At 37.5% G+C, this 25,743-nt stretch carries 19 protein-coding genes and 2 rRNA genes (1 of these 21 cut by a window edge); 1 reads left to right on the top strand and 20 read right to left on the bottom strand.

Going from position 1 to position 25,743, the window contains the following annotated elements:
• The 14 genes from A5880_RS10380 to pth all read right to left on the bottom strand — a co-directional run.
• Window positions 1-93 (bottom strand): 23S ribosomal RNA (locus tag A5880_RS10380); it reaches 2,819 nt to the left of the window's first position.
• A 287-nt stretch (window positions 94-380) separates the two neighbouring features.
• Window positions 381-1,941: ribosomal RNA gene (locus tag A5880_RS10375) — 16S ribosomal RNA — on the bottom strand.
• The 16S and 23S rRNA genes sit together here, the layout of an rRNA operon.
• A gap of 595 nt (window positions 1,942-2,536) precedes the next feature.
• Window positions 2,537-4,033 carry a lysine--tRNA ligase gene (lysS, locus tag A5880_RS10370; protein ID WP_086330868.1) on the bottom strand — a complete coding sequence of 499 codons (1,497 nt, stop codon included), beginning with the start codon at window positions 4,031-4,033 and terminating at the stop codon, window positions 2,537-2,539.
• Between the two features lie 94 nt (window positions 4,034-4,127).
• On the bottom strand, window positions 4,128-5,132 hold the full coding sequence (dusB, locus tag A5880_RS10365; protein WP_086330867.1) for a tRNA dihydrouridine synthase DusB: 1,005 nt from the start codon (window positions 5,130-5,132) through the stop codon (window positions 4,128-4,130).
• A 12-nt stretch (window positions 5,133-5,144) separates the two neighbouring features.
• Complete coding sequence (gene hslO / locus A5880_RS10360) at window positions 5,145-6,041, bottom strand: Hsp33 family molecular chaperone HslO (RefSeq protein ID WP_086330866.1); 897 nt, start codon at window positions 6,039-6,041, stop codon at window positions 5,145-5,147.
• Between the two features lie 133 nt (window positions 6,042-6,174).
• Window positions 6,175-8,337 (bottom strand): ATP-dependent zinc metalloprotease FtsH, encoded by a 2,163-nt coding sequence (ftsH, locus tag A5880_RS10355; RefSeq protein WP_086330865.1) that lies wholly within the window; start codon window positions 8,335-8,337, stop codon window positions 6,175-6,177.
• A 100-nt stretch (window positions 8,338-8,437) separates the two neighbouring features.
• Window positions 8,438-8,983, bottom strand: a complete 546-nt coding sequence (hpt, locus tag A5880_RS10350) for a hypoxanthine phosphoribosyltransferase (RefSeq protein WP_086330864.1) — start codon at window positions 8,981-8,983, stop codon at window positions 8,438-8,440.
• Window positions 8,984-9,092: 109 nt separating this feature from the next.
• Entirely contained in the window at window positions 9,093-10,475 is a 1,383-nt protein-coding gene (tilS, locus tag A5880_RS10345; RefSeq protein ID WP_086330863.1) for a tRNA lysidine(34) synthetase TilS, read from the bottom strand.
• A gap of 95 nt (window positions 10,476-10,570) precedes the next feature.
• Complete coding sequence (locus A5880_RS10340; protein ID WP_086330862.1) at window positions 10,571-11,044, bottom strand: S1 domain-containing RNA-binding protein; 474 nt, start codon at window positions 11,042-11,044, stop codon at window positions 10,571-10,573.
• 43 nt (window positions 11,045-11,087) lie between these two features.
• A complete protein-coding gene (locus tag A5880_RS10335) occupies window positions 11,088-11,549 on the bottom strand; it encodes an FtsB family cell division protein (protein WP_086330861.1) in 462 nt (153 codons plus the stop codon).
• Window positions 11,550-11,612: 63 nt separating this feature from the next.
• The gene (locus tag A5880_RS10330; protein WP_086330860.1) at window positions 11,613-11,888 is read right to left on the bottom strand and encodes an RNA-binding S4 domain-containing protein; all 276 of its coding nucleotides are present in this window, start codon (window positions 11,886-11,888) and stop codon (window positions 11,613-11,615) included.
• A gap of 5 nt (window positions 11,889-11,893) precedes the next feature.
• On the bottom strand, window positions 11,894-13,477 hold the full coding sequence (locus A5880_RS10325) for a putative polysaccharide biosynthesis protein (RefSeq protein WP_086330859.1): 1,584 nt from the start codon (window positions 13,475-13,477) through the stop codon (window positions 11,894-11,896).
• 103 nt (window positions 13,478-13,580) lie between these two features.
• Window positions 13,581-17,102 carry a transcription-repair coupling factor gene (gene mfd, locus A5880_RS10320; RefSeq protein ID WP_419469624.1) on the bottom strand — a complete coding sequence of 1,174 codons (3,522 nt, stop codon included), beginning with the start codon at window positions 17,100-17,102 and terminating at the stop codon, window positions 13,581-13,583.
• Between the two features lie 41 nt (window positions 17,103-17,143).
• On the bottom strand, window positions 17,144-17,710 hold the full coding sequence (pth, locus tag A5880_RS10315) for an aminoacyl-tRNA hydrolase (RefSeq protein WP_086330857.1): 567 nt from the start codon (window positions 17,708-17,710) through the stop codon (window positions 17,144-17,146).
• A gap of 313 nt (window positions 17,711-18,023) precedes the next feature.
• On the opposite strand from pth, the gene A5880_RS10310 reads away from it, so the two are divergent.
• Window positions 18,024-19,001, top strand: coding sequence for an L-lactate dehydrogenase (locus A5880_RS10310; protein WP_086330856.1), 978 nt, complete (start codon window positions 18,024-18,026; stop codon window positions 18,999-19,001).
• Between the two features lie 135 nt (window positions 19,002-19,136).
• On the opposite strand, the gene A5880_RS10305 is transcribed toward A5880_RS10310, so the two are convergent.
• The 6 genes from A5880_RS10305 to A5880_RS10280 all read right to left on the bottom strand — a co-directional run bounded on the left by A5880_RS10305 (window position 19,137) and on the right by A5880_RS10280 (window position 25,452).
• Window positions 19,137-19,463 carry an LPXTG cell wall anchor domain-containing protein gene (locus A5880_RS10305; RefSeq protein WP_179190435.1) on the bottom strand — a complete coding sequence of 109 codons (327 nt, stop codon included), beginning with the start codon at window positions 19,461-19,463 and terminating at the stop codon, window positions 19,137-19,139.
• A gap of 71 nt (window positions 19,464-19,534) precedes the next feature.
• Complete coding sequence (locus A5880_RS10300) at window positions 19,535-20,689, bottom strand: WxLIP family cell surface protein (RefSeq protein WP_086330854.1); 1,155 nt, start codon at window positions 20,687-20,689, stop codon at window positions 19,535-19,537.
• Between the two features lie 85 nt (window positions 20,690-20,774).
• On the bottom strand, window positions 20,775-21,485 hold the full coding sequence (locus A5880_RS10295) for a WxL domain-containing protein (protein ID WP_086330853.1): 711 nt from the start codon (window positions 21,483-21,485) through the stop codon (window positions 20,775-20,777).
• Between the two features lie 28 nt (window positions 21,486-21,513).
• The gene (locus A5880_RS10290) at window positions 21,514-22,188 is read right to left on the bottom strand and encodes a WxL domain-containing protein (protein WP_086330852.1); all 675 of its coding nucleotides are present in this window, start codon (window positions 22,186-22,188) and stop codon (window positions 21,514-21,516) included.
• Window positions 22,189-22,227: 39 nt separating this feature from the next.
• Entirely contained in the window at window positions 22,228-22,908 is a 681-nt protein-coding gene (locus A5880_RS10285; protein WP_086330851.1) for a WxL domain-containing protein, read from the bottom strand.
• Window positions 22,909-23,001: 93 nt separating this feature from the next.
• Window positions 23,002-25,452: a WxL domain-containing protein gene (locus tag A5880_RS10280; RefSeq protein WP_086330850.1), complete on the bottom strand. Its 2,451-nt coding sequence runs from the start codon at window positions 25,450-25,452 to the stop codon at window positions 23,002-23,004.
• Between the last annotated feature and the right edge of the window lie 291 nt (window positions 25,453-25,743).

Raw genomic sequence — 25,743 nt, 5'->3', positions numbered from 1 at the left:
ACTTACAGCTCCCCAAAGCATATCGGTGTTAGTCCCGTCCTTCATCGGCTCCTAATGCCAAGGCATCCACCGTGCGCCCTTATTCACTTAACCTTACGATCTTACGATCGGTTTTGTTTGGCTCGTTTCTCTAGCGATAGAGGCGTGACCAATAAAATAAGCTTCGAACAATTTTAATTAAAAAACTCATTCAACGCGGTGTTCTCGGTTTGTTTTGATTACTTTTTTACTTCAATATCCAGTTTTCAATGAACAATTCGTTTGAGAGAATTATAGAATAAGAAAAGAATCTAATGATTATTTTCTTAAGTTATAAGAGTAAACCTCTCAAAACTGAACAAAGTGTTAACGAATGTGTAAGTTTCCGTAATATTCCTTAGAAAGGAGGTGATCCAGCCGCACCTTCCGATACGGCTACCTTGTTACGACTTCACCCCAATCATCTATCCCACCTTAGGCGGCTGGCTCCACAAGGGTTACCTCACCGACTTCGGGTGTTACAAACTTTCGTGGTGTGACGGGCGGTGTGTACAAGGCCCGGGAACGTATTCACCGCGGCGTGCTGATCCGCGATTACTAGCGATTCCGGCTTCATGTAGGCGAGTTGCAGCCTACAATCCGAACTGAGAGAAGCTTTAAGAGATTTGCATGACCTCGCGGCCTAGCGACTCGTTGTACTTCCCATTGTAGCACGTGTGTAGCCCAGGTCATAAGGGGCATGATGATTTGACGTCATCCCCACCTTCCTCCGGTTTGTCACCGGCAGTCTCGCTAGAGTGCCCAACTGAATGATGGCAACTAACAATAAGGGTTGCGCTCGTTGCGGGACTTAACCCAACATCTCACGACACGAGCTGACGACAACCATGCACCACCTGTCACTTTGTCCCCGAAGGGAAAGCTCTATCTCTAGAGTGGTCAAAGGATGTCAAGACCTGGTAAGGTTCTTCGCGTTGCTTCGAATTAAACCACATGCTCCACCGCTTGTGCGGGCCCCCGTCAATTCCTTTGAGTTTCAACCTTGCGGTCGTACTCCCCAGGCGGAGTGCTTAATGCGTTAGCTGCAGCACTGAAGGGCGGAAACCCTCCAACACTTAGCACTCATCGTTTACGGCGTGGACTACCAGGGTATCTAATCCTGTTTGCTCCCCACGCTTTCGAGCCTCAGCGTCAGTTACAGACCAGAGAGTCGCCTTCGCCACTGGTGTTCCTCCATATATCTACGCATTTCACCGCTACACATGGAATTCCACTCTCCTCTTCTGCACTCAAGTCTCCCAGTTTCCAATGACCCTCCCCGGTTGAGCCGGGGGCTTTCACATCAGACTTAAGAAACCGCCTGCGCTCGCTTTACGCCCAATAAATCCGGACAACGCTTGCCACCTACGTATTACCGCGGCTGCTGGCACGTAGTTAGCCGTGGCTTTCTGGTTAGATACCGTCAAGGTAAGAGCAGTTACTCTCCTACTTGTTCTTCTCTAACAACAGAGTTTTACGATCCGAAAACCTTCTTCACTCACGCGGCGTTGCTCGGTCAGACTTCCGTCCATTGCCGAAGATTCCCTACTGCTGCCTCCCGTAGGAGTCTGGGCCGTGTCTCAGTCCCAGTGTGGCCGATCACCCTCTCAGGTCGGCTATGCATCATGGCCTTGGTGAGCCGTTACCTCACCAACTAGCTAATGCACCGCGGGTCCATCCATCAGTGACACCCGAAAGCGTCTTTCAAATCAACACCATGCGGTGTCGACTATTATGCGGTATTAGCACCTGTTTCCAAGTGTTATCCCCCACTGATGGGTAGGTTACCCACGTGTTACTCACCCGTCCGCCACTCCTCTTTTCAAATGAGTGCAAGCACTCGGTAGAAAAGAAGCGTTCGACTTGCATGTATTAGGCACGCCGCCAGCGTTCGTCCTGAGCCAGGATCAAACTCTCATAATAAAAGTTGAACACGATCTTGCGATCGTTAAGCTCATTTGTTTGCTAGCATATTGCTTCGCTTGTTAAAAATTGTTGTTTGTTTTTACCGTTGTAAAAACAACCTACACATTTGGTTCGTCTTACTTTGTTCAGTTTTCAAAGGTCTACTATGTTACCTCGCAGCAACTTTTATATCATATCAAATCTAAGATTCGATGTCAACACTTTTTTTTAAAAGTTTCAAAGTTTTTTCTGCTTGCCGTTATCGTTTATTCCAGCGACAACTTCATTAGTTTACCAGGTTGTTTGTTATTTGTCAACAACTTTCTTCCTGATTTTTCAACTTTTTTCGAAAGTTGAAATGTTATTCTATTTTCGTCGTTTGGCGTATTTCATCAGTGCCTTGCGACAAGATATAATATACCAAGATTATCGGCTTAGGTCAACTAAAATTTGCACTTTTTTTAAACTTTTTTTCGTTCCCGATTATTTTATTGCTTTTGTTCTTTATTGTTCGTTTTTTCATCATATAAATATCGATATCTACTATTTCAACCCAGATTTCATAGTAAATAAAAAGAGTAGATTATCAGCAAATAATCTACTCTTTTAAAGTTTATCTCATCGTTGGGAATAATAGCACATCACGAATCGATTGTGCATCTGTTAAAAGCATTACCAAACGATCAATACCAATTCCTAATCCACCAGTTGGCGGCAATCCATATTCTAAAGCTTCGATAAAGTCTTCATCTACTCCATGGGCTTCATCATTTCCTTGTTCACGTTCTTTTTCTTGATCTTCGAAACGTTCACGTTGATCAATTGGGTCATTTAACTCAGTAAAGGCATTGGCAAATTCTTTTCCTACTATAAATAGTTCAAAGCGATCTGTAAAACGACCATCTTCTGGATTTTTCTTTGCCAAAGGAGAGACTTCAACTGGATGTCCATAAACAAATGTTGGTTGTTGTAAGGTTTCTTCCACAAATGTTTCAAAGAACTCGTTTAAAATATGACCAACAGCCATATTGTCGTTAATCTCCACGTTATGTTTTTTAGCTAATGCTCGTGCTTCTTCTACTGTCATTTCTTGCCAGAAATCAACACCTGTTTGCTCTTTGATTGCATCTGCCATGTGTACACGTCTGAATTCAGAGCCTAAATTTACTTCTTTTCCATCATACGTAATACTTGTTGTACCTAGTACTTTTTCTGCTGCGTTACGAATGATTCCTTCTGTTAAGTCCATTACGTCTTTGTAATCAGTGTAGGCAGTATAAGCTTCTAACATCGTAAATTCTGGATTATGCGTTGTATCGATTCCTTCATTACGGAATACACGACCAATTTCGTACACTTTTTCCATGCCGCCAACGATTAGACGTTTTAAATGTAATTCCAGCGCAATTCTCAAATATAAATCCATATCTAATGCATTATGATGGGTAATAAATGGACGGGCAGCAGCTCCTCCAGCATCATTGTGTAAAACGGGTGTTTCGACTTCTACATAACCATTGCTATCGAGATAGCGACGGATTTCGCTAATGATTTGGCTACGTTTCATAAAACGATCAAAACTATCTTTATTACTGATTAGGTCCAAGTAACGTTGACGGTAGCGTTGTTCGATATTTGTTAACCCATGATATTTATCAGGTAACGGACGTAATGCTTTGGTAAGTAAAACGATTGTTTTTGCTTTAATGGTCACTTCACCTGTATCAGTTTTCATGATTTGCCCCGTTACGCCAAAGAAATCACCCAAATCAGCATGTTTGAATATCTCATAAGCTTCATCGCCTACTTGATCTTTACGTACATAGATTTGAATTTGTCCTTCACGGTCTTGTAAATGAGCAAACCCAGCTTTTCCTTTACCGCGTTTGGTCATCATACGACCAGCAACACTTGCTGATTGATCCATTTCGTTCAATTCTTCTTTTGAATGTTGGTCAAATTGTTCATGTAATTCTTTTGAATTATGTGTACGGTCAAAACGCTTGCCGAAAGGATCAATCCCTTCCTCACGTAAGTTTTCCATTTTTTCACGACGCACAAGCATTTGATCATTTAGATCTTCTAAGTGCGCTTGTTGTTCATCTGCCACTTTATTTCCTCCATTCTGAAATCACATACCCCTATAATGCCACAGTAAAACGAAAAAAAGCAAGCCGAATTTTTGTTTCAGCCTGCTTTTTTTCTTAGTTTATTTCGATTGCTTCTTTTTCTGCGTGCTTTTCTGCCTTTTCTTCAAACATATCTAGCAAATCAACCATTGCCTGTTGTGTCTCGGCCTGATTGATTGCTACTTTGACTTTAGCAGCTCTTGGGATTCCTTTTAAGTAATAAGAAGCATGTTGGCGAAATTCTCTAGTAGCAATTTGTTCTCCTTTTAAATCGACTAATCGCTGGAGATGGACTTTGGCTATTTCGATTTTTTCACGTGGTGTCGGTTCTGGCATAAGTTCTCCAGTTTCGAGGTAATTTATCGTCCGTTGGATCATCCAAGGATTTCCTAAAGCAGCTCGACCGATCATCACACCGTCTGCTCCCACGTATTCGAGCATTCTTTTAGCATCTTCTGGTGTTTTTACATCACCATTTCCCATAAAAGGAATCGTTAAATGCTTTTTGACTTCTTTTAAAACATCCCAGTTTGCTTGACCTTCATACATTTGAACTCTCGTACGGCCATGCATAGCAATAGCGGAAGCTCCTGCTTTTTCGGCTGCCAATGCATTTTCGACTGCAAATAAATGCTCATCGTCCCAACCCGTTCTCATTTTGACTGTTACTGGTAAATCTACAGCAGATGAAACAGCTTCAACCATTTCATAAACTTTATTTGGGTCTAAAAGCCATTTTGCACCAGCTTCTGCTTTAATGACTTTATTTACAGGACAGCCCATATTGATATCGATAATTGCGGCTTTGGTATTTTCTTCCACAAATTTTGCTGCTTCAACTAAGGTTTCTTTGTCTCCACCAAAAATTTGTACACTCAACGGATACTCTCGATCATCAATGTGCAGCATATCTAAGGTTTTTTTATTTCTTTGTTTGATGCCTTTGTCACTGATCATTTCACAAACGACTAAACCTGCACCAAACTCTTTGACCGTTACACGAAACGCAGCATTGCTGATTCCTGCCATAGGCGCTACAACGACACGATTGGGAATTTCGATTTTTCCTATTTTCCACATAAGGATTCTCTCCTATTTTTCACGGGTATTTTTGATTGCTTCATCACGTAGTTCAATTAAATCCTCTTCACTATATTGATATTTGTTCCCACAGAACTGACAGACAGCTTCAGCGCCATGGTCTTCTTCAATCATCGCATTGATCTCATCTAAACCGACCGCAATAATTGCTGTACCAAATTTTTCTTTTGAACAGTTACATTGGAATTGAACCGGCATTTTTTCTAAAATTTCGATTTCATCTTTTCCTAAAAGACGTTCTAAAATGCCTTCTGGTGATTCACCTTCATCAATTAAGCGGGAAATCATTGGCACTTCTTGTAATCGTTGTTCAATAAAATCAATTGTTTTTTCATCTGCTCCTGGCATAACTTGAATCATAAATCCTCCAGCAGCTTTCACACTTTCATCCGTATCGACTAACACACTCAAGCCAATTGCAGATGGAATTTGTTCTGAAACCGCCATAAAGTAAGTGAAATCTTCACCGATTTCACCAGAAACGATTGGTGTTTGCCCTGAGAATGTTTCTTTCAATCCTAAATCTTTGATTACAGTGAAAATCCCTTCATTTCCCACAGCTCCACGAACATCGATTTTACCACTTTCATTCAACGTTAGACTAACATGAGGATTTTTTATGTATCCTTTAGTATTCCCACTACCATCGCTATCAACCACGATTCCTCCTGCTGGTCCGTTACCTTGAACTTTTACAGTTAGCTTATCTTCGCCTTTTAAAGTAGCACCTAATAATAGAGCACCAACCATTGTTCTGCCTAATGCTGCAGTTGATGAACTCCATGTATCATGACGTTTTTGTGCTTCTGAAATTGTATTTGTTGCGCAAACTGCATAAGCGCGAATCGATCCTTCATAACATAATGCTTTAACTAAATAATCTTCCATTTTTATTTTCCTCTTCTCACTTGGTACTTTTTTCGACTCATTATCAGATAATACTAGGATTTAGCTATTTTTTCAACTAAATAATTTCACCTTGAAGAAAAGAGCACCCCATGAAAGGGATGCTCTAAGTGTTTTATTTGTAACGATCGTCAAAGTTATTACGGTCATATTCAGAATCATTTTTACGTTCATCATCAGATTTGTTTTCTGATTGAACAGTCTCTTCTGTCTTTTCACTGTCCGCTTTTACTTCTTCTGTTTCGTCATGTAATTCTTTTTTAGTTTCTTCAAAATCTTGTTTTTCTTCGGCTTGTTTTTGTGCATCTTTTTCTTCTAATGCACGTTTTGCTTCTTCAAACGTTTGTGCTTTTTCACTTGGGAATTGGCTGTCAATAACGTCTTGAGGCATAACGCCTTCTTCAAACAATGATTTGATACTACGAGCATCTAATGTTTCATACTCTAATAGTTTTTCAGCAATTAGTTTGTGTTGAGCACGGTGCGTTTCAATGATTTCACGTGCTTTATCATGAGCTTCCATCAAGATACGACGTACTTCTTGATCGATTTCAAAGGCTACTTGTTCTGAGTACGCTTTTGTTTGACCATAATCGCGTCCAACAAAGACTTGATGATTTCCTTCATATTGAACTGGACCTAATTTGTCACTCATTCCATATTCAGTTACCATGCTACGGGCAATGCCTGTTGCTTGCTCAAAGTCATTTGAAGCACCTGTTGATTGTACATTGAAAATAATTTCTTCTGCTGTACGTCCCCCCAGTAGTCCAACGATTTGTTCAAACATATCTTCTTTAGTCATTAAGAATTGGTCTTCTTTTGGCAAGGCAATCATATAACCGCCAGCGCGTCCACGAGGGATGATGGTTACTTTGTGAACGATACGAGCACGGCTTAAGACTAACCCAACAATTGTATGTCCAGCTTCGTGGTAAGCGACCATTTCGCGTTCTTTTTTATTGATAACACGATCTTTTTTCGCAGGTCCAGCAATGACGCGGTCTTCAGCTTCATCTACATCGGAAGCGTCGATTTTCTTCTTATTACGACGAGCAGCAACTAATGCGGCTTCGTTCAAAACGTTTTCTAAATCAGCACCAGCAAAACCTGGTGTTTGTTGTGCAACGACTTTTAAATCAACATCGTCAGCTAATGGTTTGTTACGGGCGTGAACTTTAAGAATCGCTTCACGGCCTTTCACATCAGGACGACCAACCAAGATTTGGCGGTCAAAACGACCTGGACGTAACAATGCAGGGTCTAATACGTCTGAACGGTTTGTTGCAGCTACGACGATCACGCCTTCGTTGCCATCAAATCCATCCATTTCAACAAGTAATTGGTTAAGGGTTTGTTCACGTTCATCATGTCCGCCGCCCATACCAGCACCACGTTGACGACCAACTGCATCGATTTCATCGATGAAGATGATTGCTGGTGCATTTTTCTTCGCTGTTTCAAATAAATCACGGACACGGCTTGCACCAACACCGACAAACATTTCAACGAAGTCTGAACCAGAGATAGAGTAAAACGGTACGCCTGCTTCACCAGCAACGGCTTTTGCAAGTAATGTTTTACCAGTTCCTGGAGGTCCTTCTAATAGAACACCCGCTGGAATTCTTGCGCCTAATTCAACGAAACGACGAGGATCTTTTAAGAACTCAACCACTTCGACTAATTCTTGTTTTTCTTCTTCGGCTCCTGCTACATCAGAGAAACGAACGCGGTTAGCTTTTTTGTCTGCTTCTTTGGCTTTTGATTTACCAAAGTTCATGACACGGCCGCCGCCACCGCCACCGCCGCCTTGTTGTCCCATCATCATATAGAATAAGAAGATGAACAGTACAATTGGCAAGAAACTAAATAGAATAGAAAGCCAAGCACCGCTTGTGGATTGTTCTTTGACTGTTAACTTCACATTATTTTTTTGGGCCATCTCTTGAATGCCTGATAATGTGATGTCACTAGGCAAGACAACTGTTGTGAATGCTTTTGTAGAAACTTCTGTTGATCCCCATAAAGAAAGACCGCCAGTGTTTTTGATTTCTTGTTTTTCTTTATACTGACCTGTAATTTTGAAAACACCATTTGTTGGTTGGATTGTCAGTTCTTTCACTTTACCTTCCTCTAATTGAGTATTGAAGGTTGAGTATTCGATATCCGGTGATTGAGGATTGTTATTTCCAAAAATGAAATAAACAACCATGACCATCGCCAAGATAAGCAATACATAATAAAGGCCATTTTTCATGCCGCTATTTTTTTTATTCATGCCTGTCCTCCTTTGATTACTGCTCGTAAGTTTATTTTACGTTTTATTTTTTATCAATTCTGACCATTACATTGTAACATAACTAAATCCAAGAGAGATATTAATTTGATTCGTAGATTTCAGGTTTCAAGACGCCTACGTAAGGCAGGTTACGGTAGCGTTCAGCATAATCTAACCCATAGCCTACAACAAATTCATTTGGCACATTAAATCCTACATAATCAGCAACAATATCTACCACACGTCCTTCTGGTTTATCCAGTAATGTGACGATTTTCACTGATGCTGCTTTTCTGTATTTAAAAAGATCAACTAGGTAAGCTAATGTGCGACCACTGTCAATGATATCTTCGACAATCAAGACATCTCGGCCTTCAACATTTGTGTCTAAATCTTTAACGATTTTTACTTCTCCAGAAGAAACTGTCGCATTGCCATAACTAGATACATCCATGAAATCCATTTCTAAATACGTATCAATAGAACGTGTAATATCTGCCATAAAAGGAATAGCTCCTTTTAAAATACCTATGACTAACGGATTTTTATCCTTATAATCTTCTGTTAGTTGTTTTCCTAGTTCAGTAGATTTTTCCAAAATTTGTTCTTTTGTGATCAAAATCTCTTTAATATCTTTCTCTAACATAATGCTCTCCTTTTCCTTATGGGTTTTTATCCCTTATTTCTGATTGACTTCATTAAGGATAACCTTTACAGGCGACTATTACTTTATTTTCAGGCTGTTAGGTTGCTTTTCACTCTTTTATTTTATAAAGGAGCCTGTAGAGTATTTTATCAGTTTCTTTAGGAATACTCAAATAGGAATTTACAAATTTAGGAACCCAAATGATGTTCTGGTCTGCTGAAAGAATAACCCAAGCTTGTTCTCGAATAAAATTAGGGGTTTTTCGATCAATGAAGATCCGGTTTAATCGCTTTGTTAACATCGGTGTTAATGCAATTCGATCCCCATCTTTTCGGTGACGGATGACTAGAGGCAACAATGTTTGACTATTGATAAGTAAAGAAAAGTCTTGCCAATTTTTGACTGCTTCTGGTTGTTCAATCTCTTTCCCTACTATTTCTATAGCCAACCATTCATTTTCTGAAAGAAAAACAGGGGCGTTTATATCCAAGAAACGCTCTTTTCCCTCTTGTTTAGATGATTTTTTCTTCAAACAAACGGTGTCATACTCTTTGATAATCTGCCAATCTTGTTCAATATCCATAGCCAATTGAGGGGCCGATTGCTCAATCAATGTCAAAAATTGCTGAATATGTTTTTGATTAATTATGACTCCTTCTGGCACAAGTGTTTGTTGAAACAAATACATTAAAAAGTAGTATTGAATACTTTTCTTCTCTTGTGTCAGTTCAGATATTTGAATTGTCCAGTGGTCTGATTTTTTTTCAACCCATTGTTTGTATTTAGGTTCCATAACTGATTGAATCAGTTCATCGGCTAGAGCAATTTGCTCACTAAAGTTAGTGATATGGTATAAAAACTGTTGATTTTCCTTTTTCAATACAGGAATCACTTGATGCCGCATGCGATTACGTAGATAATCATCACTTTGGTTTGTGCTATCTTCAAAATACACAATACTTGATTTTTTAGCGAACTGTTCTAGATATTCTTTGGAAAAAATTAATAAAGGGCGAATCAATTCTCCCTTGGCAAATGATTGTTTGGCTCTGATTCCTACTAGATTAGTCAAAGCACTTCCTCGTGTTAGCTTCATTAAAATAGTTTCAGCTTGATCATCATTATGGTGAGCAGTTAAAAGTTTTGGGTATTTTTCTATCTCCATAATTTCAGCAAAAAATTCATAACGAAACTGACGTGCGCGAGCTTCTGTATTTTTCTCTTTGTTTAAAGCTTGCCATTTTTTACTATAGTAAGAGATTCCCTGTTCGTGACAATAGCGTTTCAAATACGCAGCTTCTGATTCTGATTCTACACGCAATTGATGATTGACATGAGCAACAGCTATTGTTAGCTGATCTTTTTGCGCAGCTATTTCCATCAGCTTCAACAAGACCATCGAATCTACCCCACCAGAAATAGCTAAGAGTATTTTTTGATTTGGTTGCCAGTATTCATTTCTTTTACAATGACTGTAAAATTCTTGAAACATCTGCTCACCTCTTCGTTTTTTGATTTTATTAATATAGAAGGAAAACGTTCCAAACAGAAAAGCCGAGCTTTCGCTCAGCTTTGTTTATCTATTGGTTAGTTACGACGTCCGCCACGTCCGCCACGTTTACCTTCTGTATTGCGTTTCAAAGAAGATAGGCGATCATCACTATCTTTTAAAAATGAACTCATTAACGAATCAAAATCTTGTTTTGAATTCGTAGGTTGCGCTCTTGTAAATTGTTTTTTAGGTGCTGGACGTTGTCCACGATCTCGGTTGCCTTGATATTCGTTGTTATCACGACGTTGATATTCACGTTTCGGTTCTACTGGTTGTTCTTGTGCTTTACGAATAGATAAACCAACTTTACCATCATCACCTACTGAGGTAACTTTAACGGTTACTTCATCCCCTACAGTCAATACATCATGGATATCTTTGACAAATCCATTTGATACTTCACTAATGTGAACCAACCCTGTTTTTCCTTCACCTAAGTCGATGAAGGCACCAAAATTAGTGATTCCTGACACTTTCCCTGGCAACTTCGCTCCTACTTCAATTGACATAAAAAAAATGTTCCTCCTATTATTTACCCTATTATATCTGCAGTCATTCGCCTGATGTTTGTTCAGATGACTGTGATTGATTGTCTTGTGACGATTGTTTATGTTCATTACTGGAGCTAGTCGTTCCGCCTAACTCTGGAATGTTGTAAATCTGTTCTCCTTCTTTAGAGACATAGAAACGACTGCGGGCTAATTTAGCTACATAGTCATCATCTCTTAAAAGTGCAACATCTTGTTCTAAACGCGTTAACTTCTTATCCGCTTCGGCAGATTCTGCTAAAGCTTCTGTGTGTTGCTTCTTAAATGCATTCAGTTGTTGGTAATCTTTCATTAATTGAATGCCAGAAACCACAAAAATTACAAACGCAACGAGAAAAACAACGGCCAAACGTCGGCGTCTGAAAATTAACTGTTTTTGCTGTTTCTGAAATTCGGCATACTGCTCTTTAGTATACTCGTTATCTAATGCAGCAACTTTCTCCATGTCTTTTTTCTTTTTTCCCATGTTCTACGCTCCACTCGTTTTTTGGTTTGTCTGCTTTATTATACCAACATCTAAGAAGCTTGTCTAATCTAAATTATCACTATTTTCGACTCTTTTTTCTGAAATAATTTGATACATCTTTTCTGCATCTTCTTTTTTCGTCGAATCCCGCAGTTCAAGGACTTCGATTTCTAAGATTTTATTCCCAAATTGTATTCTAATTTGATCACCAATTTTTACGTTACTTGACGATTTCGCTAAAATACCATTGATTTGAATCCGACCTTTATCTGCTACTTCTTTCGCTACAGGTCTTCTTTTGATAATACGTGAAACTTTTAAAAACTTGTCTAAACGCATACACTTTACCTCTTTATCCTTAATATTTTCGCTCCAAACGGTAATGTTAGCCACTCTCGAATGGTAAATAATTTTATTTTGATAATAGTAACTATAAATGTTGTTCCACCTAGCAAGACGCCGACCAACGTGATAACTAACGCTTGGCCACGATGACTAACTACTCCGAACAATACACCAATGATCCCTTGATAACAGAGTAACACAATTCCCATCAATCCTAAACTGATAATCAATTTACGAAAGAAATGCTGCTCTTTTATAAAACAATTGATTTCCTTTTTTGAAAAGATCACTAAGAGAAACAAGGTTGTGACTAACCCTGCAATGGTTGATAGACTGGCGCCAATTGTTCCTAATCCATAAGTTAACGGACTAGTTAAAACGAGTTTGATTAATAAACCTCCTCCTGCAGCCAACATAGATGTAACAAACTGATTACGGCTTTGCAAAATACTTTGATAGGCTTGAATAACTGCCATAAAAGCAATGGAACAGACATATATCCCTAAAACACCATTTCCTTTATAATCTTTAAATAATGCAAAGTTCATATACGGAAGCAACAAAACTAACCCTAATGATGCTGCAGATGCTATCGTTGTCGTCAAACGCAAAAAGATTTTTGCCGCTTGTAAGAATCGTCCACGTTCTTTACTAATGAAGTATTTCGTCAACGCTGGTAAAAAACTTGAACTTAATGCCAAAGCCACAACTAAACCTAATTGAACCAATGGCTGACCTCGGTCATAGACACCTTTATCTACTTTAGCGGCTGAATCACTGATTCCAGAAGCAACTAAAGAGTTTTTAATAAGAAAAGAATCCACGAATTGAAAAAGAATCAAAAACGCGCTATATAAAGAGACAATTCCTCCTTCGACTACTAAGCGTCCGAATAAGGATCCAGAATCTTTGGTTACATGCCATTGGGTGAGATAAGCAGAACTTCCTACACGAATTTTCTGATCATAATACCACAGAATCCCAGAAGCAATCACTCCGCCGAATAAAGCTCCTCCCATAGCGATTGTTCCAGTCTGATAAACAGACCAACCAAATCGACTAAAAGAATAGGCTGCAATTAAAATCACACCGACTCGAACGATTTGTTCGATCACTTGAGAAACAGCGCTTGGAATCATCAATAAATGTCCTTGAAAATTGCCGCGATAAAACGATAATACAGGCACTAGTAAAAACGTAAATGACACTACCTGAATCAACGGCGCTAAAAGTCGATCCCCCATCATAAAGGCAATTTCTTGGCTACCGAAAAAGAAAAATGCCCAAAATAAACTTGCGATACAAAAAACAAACGGGAATAGTTGCTGCAACACTTTTTTTTGTCCGCTGATTTCTGATTGTTCCGCCACAATTTTTGAGATGAATTGTGGTAAGCCTGATAGTGCCAATGTCATCGCAATACCATAAATTGGGTACACTTGCTGATAAACATAAAATCCTTCATCACCAACTAAATTTTGAAATGGTACACGATAAACAGCACTCAATACTTTAGCGACAAATGATGCAATAGTTAAAACAACGGCCCCTTGCATCATCGTCCGCATCTCTTTATGAGCCATTGTTAACCTCCTAATTAAACCCATCACGAACCGAAAAGCAGCGACTTAAACTTGTCCTGTTTCCAACTTCGTAATATTCGTTTGTAACGCACAACAACTTTCGTTATTCATTAACCGTTGCTGTTTTGTATTTTTCTTGTCTTAAAGCCTTTGTAAACAAGGCAACTTCCTGTAACCAAGCAGCTTCTTTCATATCTCTAGGTACTTTTAAACGCACTGACATTTTTTCATTATCTACTGCTAAATCTGCTTTTAATTGTGTGTGTGATAAGGCTTCAAAAATTTGTTCCACATTATATGTTTTTGTTCCAATTTTACTTAAAGTGAAGGTAATCTCCTGCTGTTTTTTACGAATTGTTTCGATTAATGCACGGTCACCATCCATTTTAATTTGCCCTGTCGTCAATAAATGAGCGACTTCATCGGGGTATTCTCCAAAACGGTCAAGTAGATCGGCTTCTAATTCATCATACATATCCATATTTTCTAACTGACGAATTCGTTTATAAATTTCAATTTTCTGCCGTTCATCTGAAATATAGGTGGTCGGTAGATAGGCGTCGATGCCCAAATCAATTTCAACAGAGGTTTTTTGATCTTGAATATTTTTCCCTTGTTTGCGTGCTACCGCTTCTGACAACATTTGAGAGTACATGTCAAAACCAACGGAGTCGATAAATCCATGTTGTTGGGCGCCAAGTAAATTCCCTGCACCACGAATGGATAGATCACGCATCGCAATCTTAAATCCAGAGCCAAGCTCCGTAAAGTCTTTAATTGCTTCTAAACGCTTTTCGCTGACTTCATTTAAGATTTTTTGCTGTTCATACATAAAATATGCATAGGCGACACGATTACTTCGTCCAACTCTACCACGCAATTGATACAAAGTAGATAAGCCCATATAATCTGCATTTTCAACAAACAGCGTATTCGCATTTGGAATATCCACACCCGTTTCAATAATCGTCGTTGTAACTAAAATATCGTATTGTCGTTCAATAAAATCAAATAATGTATTTTCTAACTGGACTTCTGTCATTTGTCCATGAGCATAAGCAATCCTAGCATCAGGAACTAAGGCTTGAAGTTCTTCCACTTTTTGCTCGATCGTGTCCACTCGATTATATAAATAAAACACTTGTCCATCACGAGCCATCTCTCGTTCGATAGCTTCTCTGATCGCCCCAGGATTACTTTCCATCACATAGGTTTGAATCGGGTAACGGTTTTCTGGCGGTGTTTCGATGACCGAAAGATCACGAACCCCAAGCATTGACATGTGTAATGTTCTTGGAATCGGTGTTGCAGTCAATGTTAAAACATCTACTTGGGCACGTAGTTGTTTCAAGCGTTCTTTATGTTTAACACCGAATCGTTGCTCTTCATCAATAACAAGTAGTCCTAGATCGCTAAAATTAACATCTTGAGAAAGCAAACGATGCGTTCCTACCACGATATCTACCTGTCCATGTTTGATTTTTTCAATTGTTTCACTTTGTTGTTTTTTAGTTCTAAATCGGCTCAACAACCCTACTTCTACGGGGAAGCCTTCAAACCGATCCAACATTGTTTCATAGTGTTGCTGCGCTAAAATAGTTGTAGGAACTAAAAAAGCGACTTGTTTGTTGTTACTAAGTGCTTTGAATGCTGCACGCAAGGCCACTTCTGTTTTTCCATATCCAACGTCTCCTACCAACAAACGATCCATTGGTCGTGTTTTTTCCATATCGTGTTTAATTTCAGCTGTACTACGTAGTTGATCATCTGTTTCACTATATGGAAAGGCATCTTCAAATTCCTTTTGAAAGGCATCATCCGGCGGAAACGCATAACCTTTTTCAGATTCTCTAGACGCATAAAGTTGAATCAAGTCATCGGCAATATCTTCGATTTTAGAAGAAACTTTACGTTTGGTTTTGCTCCATTCGCTCCCACCTAACTTATTCACTTTAGGTGATTTGGCTTCAGAAGCAACGAATTTTTGAATCAAATTGAGTTGGGTCACTGGAATGAATAATTTATCGTCATTTTGATACAAAATCGTGATGTAATCTTGATGAACGCCATCTACTTCTAGCGTTTGCATCCCGATATATTTACCAATACCATGATTCGCATGAACGACATAATCACCTGTTTTTAAATCGCTATAGCTTTTCAGACGTTCAGCATTAGAAACCGTTTGGCGGCGTGCTCGTTTTTTCGTTGTTGTATGGAAAATTTCTTTTTCTGTGATCGCAACGATTTTTTCAACAGGCAATTCAAACCCTGATTGCAAAGACCCTTCGACCAGTTGGATTTTTCCTTCTATTAATTGATCAAATGATGCTGTTACACTTGAAATATCAAAATCACGAAACAGTTCTTCGACTTTTTGGCTACGCTCTTTGGTTGGAACAAAAACTACTACCGTTTGATCTTGCTTTTGCCAGCGATCCATTTCGGTTTTTAATAAAGGCATTTGACCAAAAAATTGTTGCATCGAACGGTATTGAAAATTATGAATGGCTTGAAAACGCAGATTGCCCATCCCTTTTTGGAAGAGTGAAAAAAAGGTAGTAGCAAATGACATTTTTCGGACTTGATCATGAAAATCCACACCAAATGTCTGTTCAGGAAAAACACGCATCTCTTCTAATTTAAGCACTTGCCATTCATTTTCTTCACGAATAATTTCACGTTCTGCTTCTAAAATACGTGCATAATCATCTACAAACACCAAACTATCTTCTGGTAAATAATCCAGTAATGTCGTTTTCTTTTCGTATAAGAAATCCGTATAGTAATGCGCTGTATCTGTTGGAATCCCTTGACTCCAAGAGGTTGCCAGTTGACTAAAATACTCTTGAAGAAACTCTTTTTCAGCAGCCTCTTTAGCAATCGCTACTCGTTTTTCTAGCGCGTTATTTAATTGCTTTTCACCATAGACTAAGTCTTCTTTAGCAAACACAAGATCTGTCATCGGTGACAGAACAACAGAGTCAATGTTGCCAACAGAACGTTGGGTGTCTGCTTCAAAGTAACGAAGGGAATCGATTTCAATATCAAACAACTCTGCTCGGACAGGATAATCTGAATTCAATGGATACACATCAACAATACTGCCTCTAATACTGAAATCTCCTGGTTTCCCAACTAAAGATTGGCGTTCATAGCCCATTAATACTAGTTGTTGAGCTAAGGCATCCAGTTCCACTTCTCCGCCAATTTCCCAATGGAGTTGATTCTGTGCCCATGTTTTTTTACTAGGCAAGTATTTTCTTAATCCTGCTACAGGAACAACTACGATTCCTGCTTGATCGGTTAAAAGAAAATTAAGTGTAGCAACTCTTTCTGCTCTAGCTTCTGGTGAAGAAAAAGCCATCTCGGCAGATAATACTTCATCTACGGGAAATAAATACACTTCTTCATCAGACAAGACATTTCTGAAATCTTCTACTAATTGATTGCCGTAATAAAGATTGGGAACAGCAACCACGACTTTTTTCTTTTTTTCTTTAAACCCACTAGTCATGACTAGTGTCTTGGCTGAGCCGGCTAAGCCTGTAATTAGTTGGCGAGAATTTCCAGTCAGTTGTTTACGCCAATCTTGGGCTAGTTCACTTGCACCAATTTTTTCAATGATGTTCACGTCAGGCTCCTCCTTGTATATTTTCTTTCTTTTTACTTTCCATTAAATTGATTCATTGTATCGACAAATGTATGTCCTTCACAGGCATAAATAGCTGCATCCGCTGCACTTTTCACTGCAATCAACATTTCTTCATGTTTTTCTTTAGGAAAACCAGTCAATACATGATGAACAACTGTGTTACTCCCGATTGGACGACCAATTCCGATTTTGATTCTTGGAAATACATTTGTTCCTAAGTGGGAAATCAAACTTTTTATTCCGTTATGCCCGCCTGCTCCACCTTTTTCACGTAAACGAATTTTTCCAGGTTCTAAATCTAAATCATCATAGATGACAATCAACTCTTCCTCTGCCACACCATAATAAGTCATTAACGGACCCACAGAGCGACCAGATTCATTCATAAATGTTAGTGGTTTGACCAACATAATTTTTTCAGTTCCTATAAAGAATTCAGCAATATCTGCTTCAAATTGGCTTTTGTTGAATCTTGCATTGTATCGATGAGCAATTTCGTCGATAGTAATAAAGCCAATATTATGCTTTGTTTCTTGGTACTTAGTTCCTGGGTTGCCTAACCCAACGATCATTTTCATCTATTTTAACTTCTCCTTATATAGTTAATTTCATACGCCAACACAAAATGCCCGAGCAGAAAACGCCTCTGCCCAGTTTTTTTCAATTATACCACAAAACAAACAATTGCCGAATCTTTTAAATTGTTAAAAAAGCAATAAGCTTTAAAAATATAGCCCCAAACGTGAAATAGTGAAATACCGCACATGAAAGAGTTTTCTTATGGAACAGGGTTTAAAACTGTATTAATATATCAAACAAATAACGTGACAAAAGTCACAATCGGTGGTATTATCATCGTGATAAAACAATTATCTGAAAGGAATGATACACATGTCTGAAGCAGTAGGAAATAAAGATCACCAAAAAGTAATTTTAGTTGGAGATGGCGCTGTCGGATCTAGTTATGCTTTTGCCTTAGTGACTCAAAATATTGCACAAGAAATTGGTATTATTGATATAGATACAAAAAAAACTGAAGGAGATGCCGCTGATTTATCTCATGCCTTAGCCTTCACTTCTCCTAAAAAGATTTATGCGGCTACTTATGAAGACTGTCATGACGCTGACCTTGTGGTGTTAACTGCCGGAGCTGCTCAAAAACCAGGTGAAACAAGAATTGATTTAGTTCATAAAAACTTAAAAATCAATAAACAAATCGTAACATCTATCGTTGAATCTGGCTTTAACGGAATTTTCTTAGTCGCAGCAAATCCAGTTGATATTTTAACTTATTCTACATGGAAATTCTCTGGATTTCCAAAAGAACGCGTTATTGGTTCAGGTACCTCTCTTGATTCAGCACGATTCCGTCAAGCAATAGCCGAACTAGTAGATGTAGATGCTCGTAACGTCCATGCTTACATCCTAGGCGAACACGGCGACACTGAATTTCCGGTTTGGTCTCATGCTAATGTTGCTGGATTACAAATTTATGAATGGATCAAAAATAACCCCGAGGTAGATGAAGAAGCAATGGTCAATTTATTCTTCAATGTAAGAGATGCTGCTTATTCTATCATTGAGAAAAAAGGAGCAACATTTTATGGAATCGCAGCTGCCTTAGCTCGTATCACTAAAGCGATTTTAGACGATGAAGATTCTGTCTTCCCACTTTCTGTTTACTTAGACGGAGAATATGGTCAAAATGATATCTACATCGGTGCACCTGCTGTGATTAATCGTCAAGGAATCAAACAAGTGATTGAAATTCCATTGACAGATGCAGAAAAAGACCGTATGAATGCTTCAGCCAATGCGTTGAAAGAAGTCATTCGTTCTGCTTTTGAGAAGTTTGAAGCGGAAAATTAAGTAAAAATACAATCGACTATCTCTGTTTAACTAATTTAATAATAATTGAGCTGCGCCCAAATTTTTGTCATAACAATCGACAGATACTAGGCGCAGCTCACTTTTTTTATTCTATAAAACATTAGAGAAAAATCGCTATTTATTTCTACTCTTTTTATATCCCATCCATCCTACTACACATCCAATGACTATTAAACCAATCATCATTAAATACAAGGCTGGCTGTTCATTAGTTGAAGGAAGGCTTTTGTCAGTTTCCTCTATTGGTTTGTATTCGTTAGTTGCTTTTGACTGTTCTTCTGTCGTACTTGATTGTTCTTCTATTAGCTCTCTATTATCAGTAAACCTAATGCCAATTTTTGATGTTGCATTATCGTCTGAAGTAGCGTAAACGTTGGGGAAATGTTGAACAAAAATCGTCCCAAAAATCAGCAACAGCCATAAATAACTCAGTTTTTTCATAAACATGTATCCTCCTTTCAAAAAAATAATTGTATAACTCTATTTTGAGGAAGTATCTTTCTATCTAGTTTTTACTTTTCTACTTGTTTCTTATTAGAACTCTTTTTCTTATTTTTCTTCTTAGTTTGTATTGTTTCTTTTTTTATCTCTACTTGTTTCTTTTTGGAACCTTCTATTTTTTTCAACCGTTTCCGTTCCATCGCTAAACGTTTATCCAATTTTTTTTCATTTTGTTTTTTAACAATCATCCAAATAATGATAAGAAGTAAGATTATCATTATTACAGCTAAAATAATCCACATAGTATAATCTTTTTCTAATTCAACAGCTTCTTTATTTAATTTTCTAGATTCATTTCCATTGATTTTAAAGGTCTTTTCTAGTGTCCATTTATGTTCTTTATCGTCTTCAGCAACTAGTGACAGATGATACGTACCTGCTTTTAATTTTTGGCTATTCCAATTAATTGGGAAATCGAAATTGGAGTTTGGCGCCATACTCATGTCTTGCTTCTCTGTTTCATGTAATACTTCATCACTATTTTCCTTACTTATTTTCGCTTTCACTTTTAAGCCATTTATAATTACAGGTTGTGTATTTTGGATATTTGCAGTCACAACTGTCCGGTAATTTTGTAATGCTGGTTTCACATTATTTAAGACAAGTTCAGGTTGTACGCTTTTATCTGTTTCACGTAGCTTTATACCAATAACATAGGCATATTGATTTTTGATTTGAACAGATTGTTTCTCTCCCGCTTTATCATCTTTTTGTTCTTTACGAATATGGAAACCACCAAGAATAATCCCGTCATATGATTCCTTAGGCATTTTCAGATGAAAAACAGCCTTCTTTGTTTCTTTTGGCGCTAGAGTGTATTTCTCCTCACCAGAAATCACATCTGTCAATCCAACATTTAATGATGAGTCTTTCTCTAGCTCTTTACTATAATCGATCACTCCGTTTTGATTAGTGACCGCTATATGAGGTTCAATAGTGAATGTTGCTGCTTCATCTGAACTATTTTTAATCGTAATCGAAATATCTTGCTCTTGTTCTGGTTTCATTTTCAAATCAAAATATGTTTGTGATTTATCTATTTGATTTTTCGGAATATTTGCTTCTACAGAAAAATTCATATCTGCTGCAAATGCATTAGTTATATGTATTGAAAAAGATAGTGCCATAACAATAATAATTAACGGTAATAAATATTTTTTCTTCATGAATTTCCTCCTGATTTAAAAACAAGGAAGGGATAAAAAATCCTTTTTATCCCAACCATATATATGCATCATCTATGAATAACTATTATTTAGGTGCGTTTGCTAACGTCCAATTAATTTCGGCTTGGTAATCAACATTCGCATCTGCTGATCCTTCTAAAACTTTTAATTTTACATTTTGATTGTTGTCAGCTTCACCTGAGAAGACATCTACCCAAGTACCACGGCCAGCGTCTTTTTTAGCAGTCATAACGACTTTAGCATCTGCATTATTAAAGGTCACATCTGTTGTAGTTGGTGCTGTTGAAACATTTCCACTTCCTGTTTTGACTTGTCCATTTTTAAAACTCAATGTTGCACCTTTTAACTGTTTTTTCCCATCAGCTGTGTAAAATCCTTTTGTTTGTGCGCTCAGTGTCCAACCAGCACCCGTTCCTCGTTTGTCCGTCACTTGTACAAATGGATTTTCATTTAATGCATTATAGATTGTATCTCCTGATTTAATTTCTTGCTCTCCAAATTGTATATTAGAAATATAGTCAATTGATAATGGACCTTTATTTCCTGTTCCAGGATTATCTGGATCAGTTGGATCAATCGGCTCGTCTGGATCTACTGGTTGATCTGGATTATTTGGATTTACGGGATCCGTTGATTCATCATTGGCTTTGAATGTAATATGCGATTTCGACACACCATTTTCTGGTATTACACTGTCTGCTGCAAATGTTACTACTCCATTTAATGAAAAAATACTGATTAATCCTACTGTGCTTAATAATTTAATTGTTTTCATGATTAGTCTTCATCCTCTTATTAATTTTTTATTTTGGTGCGTTACTTAATGTCCACGTCATTGTTGCACCATATTGACCCGCAAAGTTTCCTGCTGGAATACTCAATTTTGTTTTATTTTTATCATAGCTATCAGCCCATGTGCCGAGACCTTTATCTTTATCTGCTGACATAATTGTTTGAGGGTCTTCATTCAATACAAGAGCAAAGGTATTTGGAGCTAAAGAATTATCCACATTATTTGTTTTCAAATCACCTTTTGGTAAGCTTAGTGTTGCTCCTTTTAACGTATGTTTTTCTGTACTTGTAAATTCAGAAATTGCAACACCTAATGTCCAACCAGCACCTGTTCCTCGTTTATCTGTTACTTGGGCTAACGGATTTACTTTGTTGTCTTTATTCGCAGTTAGTGTTGTTGCTTTTGGCGTTAATTTAAATGAACCAAAATCAAGATTAGTAACGATATCAATGGTTAAATTACCAGTTTGACCAGTACCACCCTCTCCTGGATTATCTGGATCTTCTGGATCAATTGGATCAGTTGGAACTGAATCATCACCTGGTTCAATGCCGACAGTTACGTGAGATTCTGCTTTTTTTGCATCGTCTGCTGGTTTTTCTGCCTCTGCAGCAAAAGTTGTTGTAGCGCTAAATAAACTCATGCTTAAAAGTGTTGCTACTGATAATAAATGTAAGTTTTTCAAGATATTTCCTCCTAATTTTTCCAATTCATGATCATTAAATTATGCTGTGGGCGTATCTAACATTGTCCACGTTAATGTTGATACATACTCACCTGAAAAGTTACCTGCTGGTACTTTAACTGTCACTTTTTCAGCATTAAATAAATCTTCCCAAGTACCCATACCTGTTTTATCCGTAGCCACCATTAATACTTCAGCTGTTGGCTTGTCTGTTGTTAAATGAACTTCTTTAGCTGTTGGTTTTTCAGATACATTTCCTTCTGTTGTTTTTAATTCACCTGTTGGTATCGTCAAAACAGCACCTTTTAATGTTTTTTTTACATCTGTTACATCCGTAAATTGAGAAGAAGTAACTTGTAAAGTCCAACCTTTACCTTCTCCACGATTATCTGTTACTTGCACATTAGGATGGTCACTAGTTGCAGAGTAGATAGATTCTCCACCAGCTAATTTGTGTTCACCAAATTCTAGAGGCGTTACGTTGTCAATTGTCAAAGGACCTTTATTGCCAGTTTCTCCACCTGGTTCACTTGGGTCAATTGGATCAGTTGGATCAGTTGTTTCATCTCCTGGTTGTAAGGTCATATGTGCATGTGACGTTGCGCCTTTACCATCTGGTGTACCTATAACTGTTTTCCAGTCGTCGCTCTCTGCATGAGCTACTGCTCCTCCTGCTAGTAATACTGTTGATAATAATGTTCCAAAAATGATTTTTTTCATCTCTATCTCCTTCTTTCGAATATGTTATATATAAAACAAGGAAGACCCATTTACTATTGATAAGTGATTCTATCCTTGTATTACGCCGTTACATCATTCATCGTTGGGCACATCTTCTAATACCCAACTGATATTACCTATATAGTTTCCAAAATATGATTCTGGTGATACTCGGAACAATAGTCCGGTATCTTTTTTCCATTCTAATGGTTGTAATGACTCTTTTTCTGTTTTCCCTGTTTTTACTACAATCAACTTAGCTGGAGTCATTACTTCAGCTTGCCCATTTTCATGAACAAATACTAAATTTCCACGTTTTTGTTTACTCGTTTGAGTTTCTTGCGTCAACATAGCTGTCAAACGCCAATTTTTATTTGGACCACGTTCGTCATTAATGATGATTTGCTCCTTCCCAGCTCTGGAGATCATTGTTGCTTTTTCTGGAATTTTTACTGTTCCAAAATCAAAATTCGGTACCTGTTTAAATTCCAAAAATCCAGTGACCTGTAATATAACATCATGAATAATGGGTTGCTTAGGTTTATCTACGGAAAAAAGTGCTTTGTAACTTCCTGGAGTATTCTGTAGATTATTTTCTTTTAGATTAGGAGTAAATTTTTCACCTGTTCGCATATCCCACGCTTGGGGTTGTGCTTTGTCTTTTATTAATTTGTCCCAATTTTCCGATAATTGAAGTTCAACAACCGTTATCGCGACTTCTTGTTTCCCGTCAACAGCAATTTCTTCTTTATCATAAAAAGTTGTTGAATTTTTCTCATATACGTTGACAGGTATATCAATATCGATTTTTTGCTCAAGTGAGTCTTGCAACGTAGCCGTAGCTTTTGAATAACCAATTTTACTTGTATCTGGCTTTTTTAATTGCGTCATTGTTACTTGATCACCAGAAATATTTGTCACTAACTCTTCCAATTTTTTTTCAAAAGAATCTCCTACTTGGACCTTTTGAATGACAGCTTTTCCGCCAACGGATAATACTTTGATTTTGACAGAAACCCGATTGCTTCCAAGTCCTACATCATTGATCAAATAAAAATTGCCTATATGATTGCCACTACTCAACTCACCCAAATCTGCTTCTAATCCATCAAGATTTACTTTGACTCCAGGTTTTTCGTTAAACGATTTTATCATCATCAATTTTTTATCTGTTTCATCATAATACATTAACTGATATGCATTTCTAGTCTTGTCATAAACGGTTCCATTCAATTGAACAACAGCACTTCCATGTCCCACGGTAAATTCTGTTCCACTAAGAGTCAAAATGGGTGGCGGAGTGGATGCGATATACATTTTATTGCTAAACTTTATGGTTTCTCCATTTTCTACTTGTCTTCCCAGCGTTTTCCCACTAACTTGAACTTCACCTGTTGCCGAAGCATATGTCCGCCACTTACCTTTTTTATCTAATTGCGCATCCAACTGCTCTACCCCTGTTCCAAATGCATTTTTAGATGTATACTCCTTGAAATTACTCGCATCGAGTCCGTAAGACCAGTTTTGAAAATCACCTTGACTCCACTGTACGAGTTGACTATCCGAACTTATTGAACGCTTCACACTTATTAAATCGCTACTATAAGGAACAAATATATTAACCGCTGAATACGGTTTTTGTACGTGGAATAATTCTGAGATTCCTATTTTTATAGCTGAACCACTTTTATTTGTAATCGCATAGGTTTTATCTATATCTCCTGTAGTTTTTGGATACATCAAAATTTGAATCTCATATTTTGAATCAAGTGTGAATTGCATTAACCATTTATTTTTTTTACTATTTATATAAAATTTTTGCTTCGTTTTACGCCTAGAATTGAACATATCCACCTTTGGATCTGAATTCAATGAAGCAGTATTATCAACCTGTAGCATTTTATCATTTATAATCAAGTCTCCTGATATAGACAAATAATACCTATCGTTTGTCACTCTGATCTTTGGTCTATCAGATGAATAGCCTCCTCCACCTATAGTCGAATAGATATCGATATCCCCAACAGTTATTTTAGCAGGATTTTTTGTCACTTCTTCCCATTGTTCATCCTCTTTCACAAGAGGGCCCGTTAGTTGGACTTGTTTAGTGGCGCTGTCTATTTCAGGTAATGATACTTCTAACTTATTTGAATAGATCATTTTATTTTGCTCAGCTTTTATTGTCCCTTGTTTAACATTTTTATCCGTTTTAAGGTACAAATTTATTTTTTCATTTCGATTCTGAGTATTCACAAACGTCATTTTGAATCCTTCATTGATTTCTTTAATAGACTCAATCTCACCGATATTTTTAAGTAATGTTTTTTCAATATCGATATGCATTCCTTTAGACAGGGAAACATTGACTGTTTCTATGCTCCTTTGAACATTTAATTGTACAATGGCTTCATTTGCTTGCCTTGTCTGTTCCTCCACCTGCTTCAAATGTAGTTTTAAACCACTAGCAGAGACAACCTGAAATGACAGATATAGAGAAAAAATAATTCCTAAAAAAAATAGATATATTTGCATTCTTTTTAACATCTATCCATTCCTTTCTGATACTCTTGAACTCTAACAAGTAATAATAGTTATACGTGATACATCACTTTTGCTTAGCTAAGTATAGTTTAGCCAAATCAGCCTTTCAACATTTTTTTCTCTCCTTTTTATCTCTTTTTTTAGACGAAAAAAGATAAAAAGGAGATAGTATAATCAAAATTAACAATCGATTAAATATATAATAATACATATGTATATACCTATAGTAGTCCTGTCACAACTTCATTCGTTCCATATTTTTTATATTTTTTTGTAAAAAATAATATATATAAT

The organism is Enterococcus sp. 4G2_DIV0659 (assembly GCF_002140715.2).
GTDB lineage: Bacteria > Bacillota > Bacilli > Lactobacillales > Enterococcaceae > Enterococcus_L > Enterococcus_L mansonii.
The sequence above is the reverse complement of the archived record's forward strand: the minus strand, read 5'-3'. Positions and strand labels throughout refer to the sequence as shown.

Excerpts from the sequence above, each read along its gene's own strand:
- dusB (WP_086330867.1), bottom strand. The coding sequence starts at position 5,132 with ATGTGGAAAATAGGAAAAATCGAAATTCCCAATCGTGTCGTTGTAGCG.
- hslO (WP_086330866.1), bottom strand. The coding sequence starts at position 6,041 with ATGGAAGATTATTTAGTTAAAGCATTATGTTATGAAGGATCGATTCGC.
- ftsH (WP_086330865.1), bottom strand. The coding sequence starts at position 8,337 with ATGAATAAAAAAAATAGCGGCATGAAAAATGGCCTTTATTATGTATTG.
- hpt (WP_086330864.1), bottom strand. The coding sequence starts at position 8,983 with ATGTTAGAGAAAGATATTAAAGAGATTTTGATCACAAAAGAACAAATT.
- tilS (WP_086330863.1), bottom strand. The coding sequence starts at position 10,475 with ATGTTTCAAGAATTTTACAGTCATTGTAAAAGAAATGAATACTGGCAA.
- A5880_RS10340 (WP_086330862.1), bottom strand. The coding sequence starts at position 11,044 with ATGTCAATTGAAGTAGGAGCGAAGTTGCCAGGGAAAGTGTCAGGAATC.
- A5880_RS10335 (WP_086330861.1), bottom strand. The coding sequence starts at position 11,549 with ATGGGAAAAAAGAAAAAAGACATGGAGAAAGTTGCTGCATTAGATAAC.
- A5880_RS10330 (WP_086330860.1), bottom strand. The coding sequence starts at position 11,888 with ATGCGTTTAGACAAGTTTTTAAAAGTTTCACGTATTATCAAAAGAAGA.
- A5880_RS10325 (WP_086330859.1), bottom strand. The coding sequence starts at position 13,477 with ATGGCTCATAAAGAGATGCGGACGATGATGCAAGGGGCCGTTGTTTTA.
- pth (WP_086330857.1), bottom strand. The coding sequence starts at position 17,710 with ATGAAAATGATCGTTGGGTTAGGCAACCCAGGAACTAAGTACCAAGAA.
- A5880_RS10310 (WP_086330856.1), top strand. The coding sequence starts at position 18,024 with ATGTCTGAAGCAGTAGGAAATAAAGATCACCAAAAAGTAATTTTAGTT.
- A5880_RS10305 (WP_179190435.1), bottom strand. The coding sequence starts at position 19,463 with ATGAAAAAACTGAGTTATTTATGGCTGTTGCTGATTTTTGGGACGATT.
- A5880_RS10300 (WP_086330854.1), bottom strand. The coding sequence starts at position 20,689 with ATGAAGAAAAAATATTTATTACCGTTAATTATTATTGTTATGGCACTA.
- A5880_RS10295 (WP_086330853.1), bottom strand. The coding sequence starts at position 21,485 with ATGAAAACAATTAAATTATTAAGCACAGTAGGATTAATCAGTATTTTT.
- A5880_RS10285 (WP_086330851.1), bottom strand. The coding sequence starts at position 22,908 with ATGAAAAAAATCATTTTTGGAACATTATTATCAACAGTATTACTAGCA.
- A5880_RS10280 (WP_086330850.1), bottom strand. The coding sequence starts at position 25,452 with ATGTTAAAAAGAATGCAAATATATCTATTTTTTTTAGGAATTATTTTT.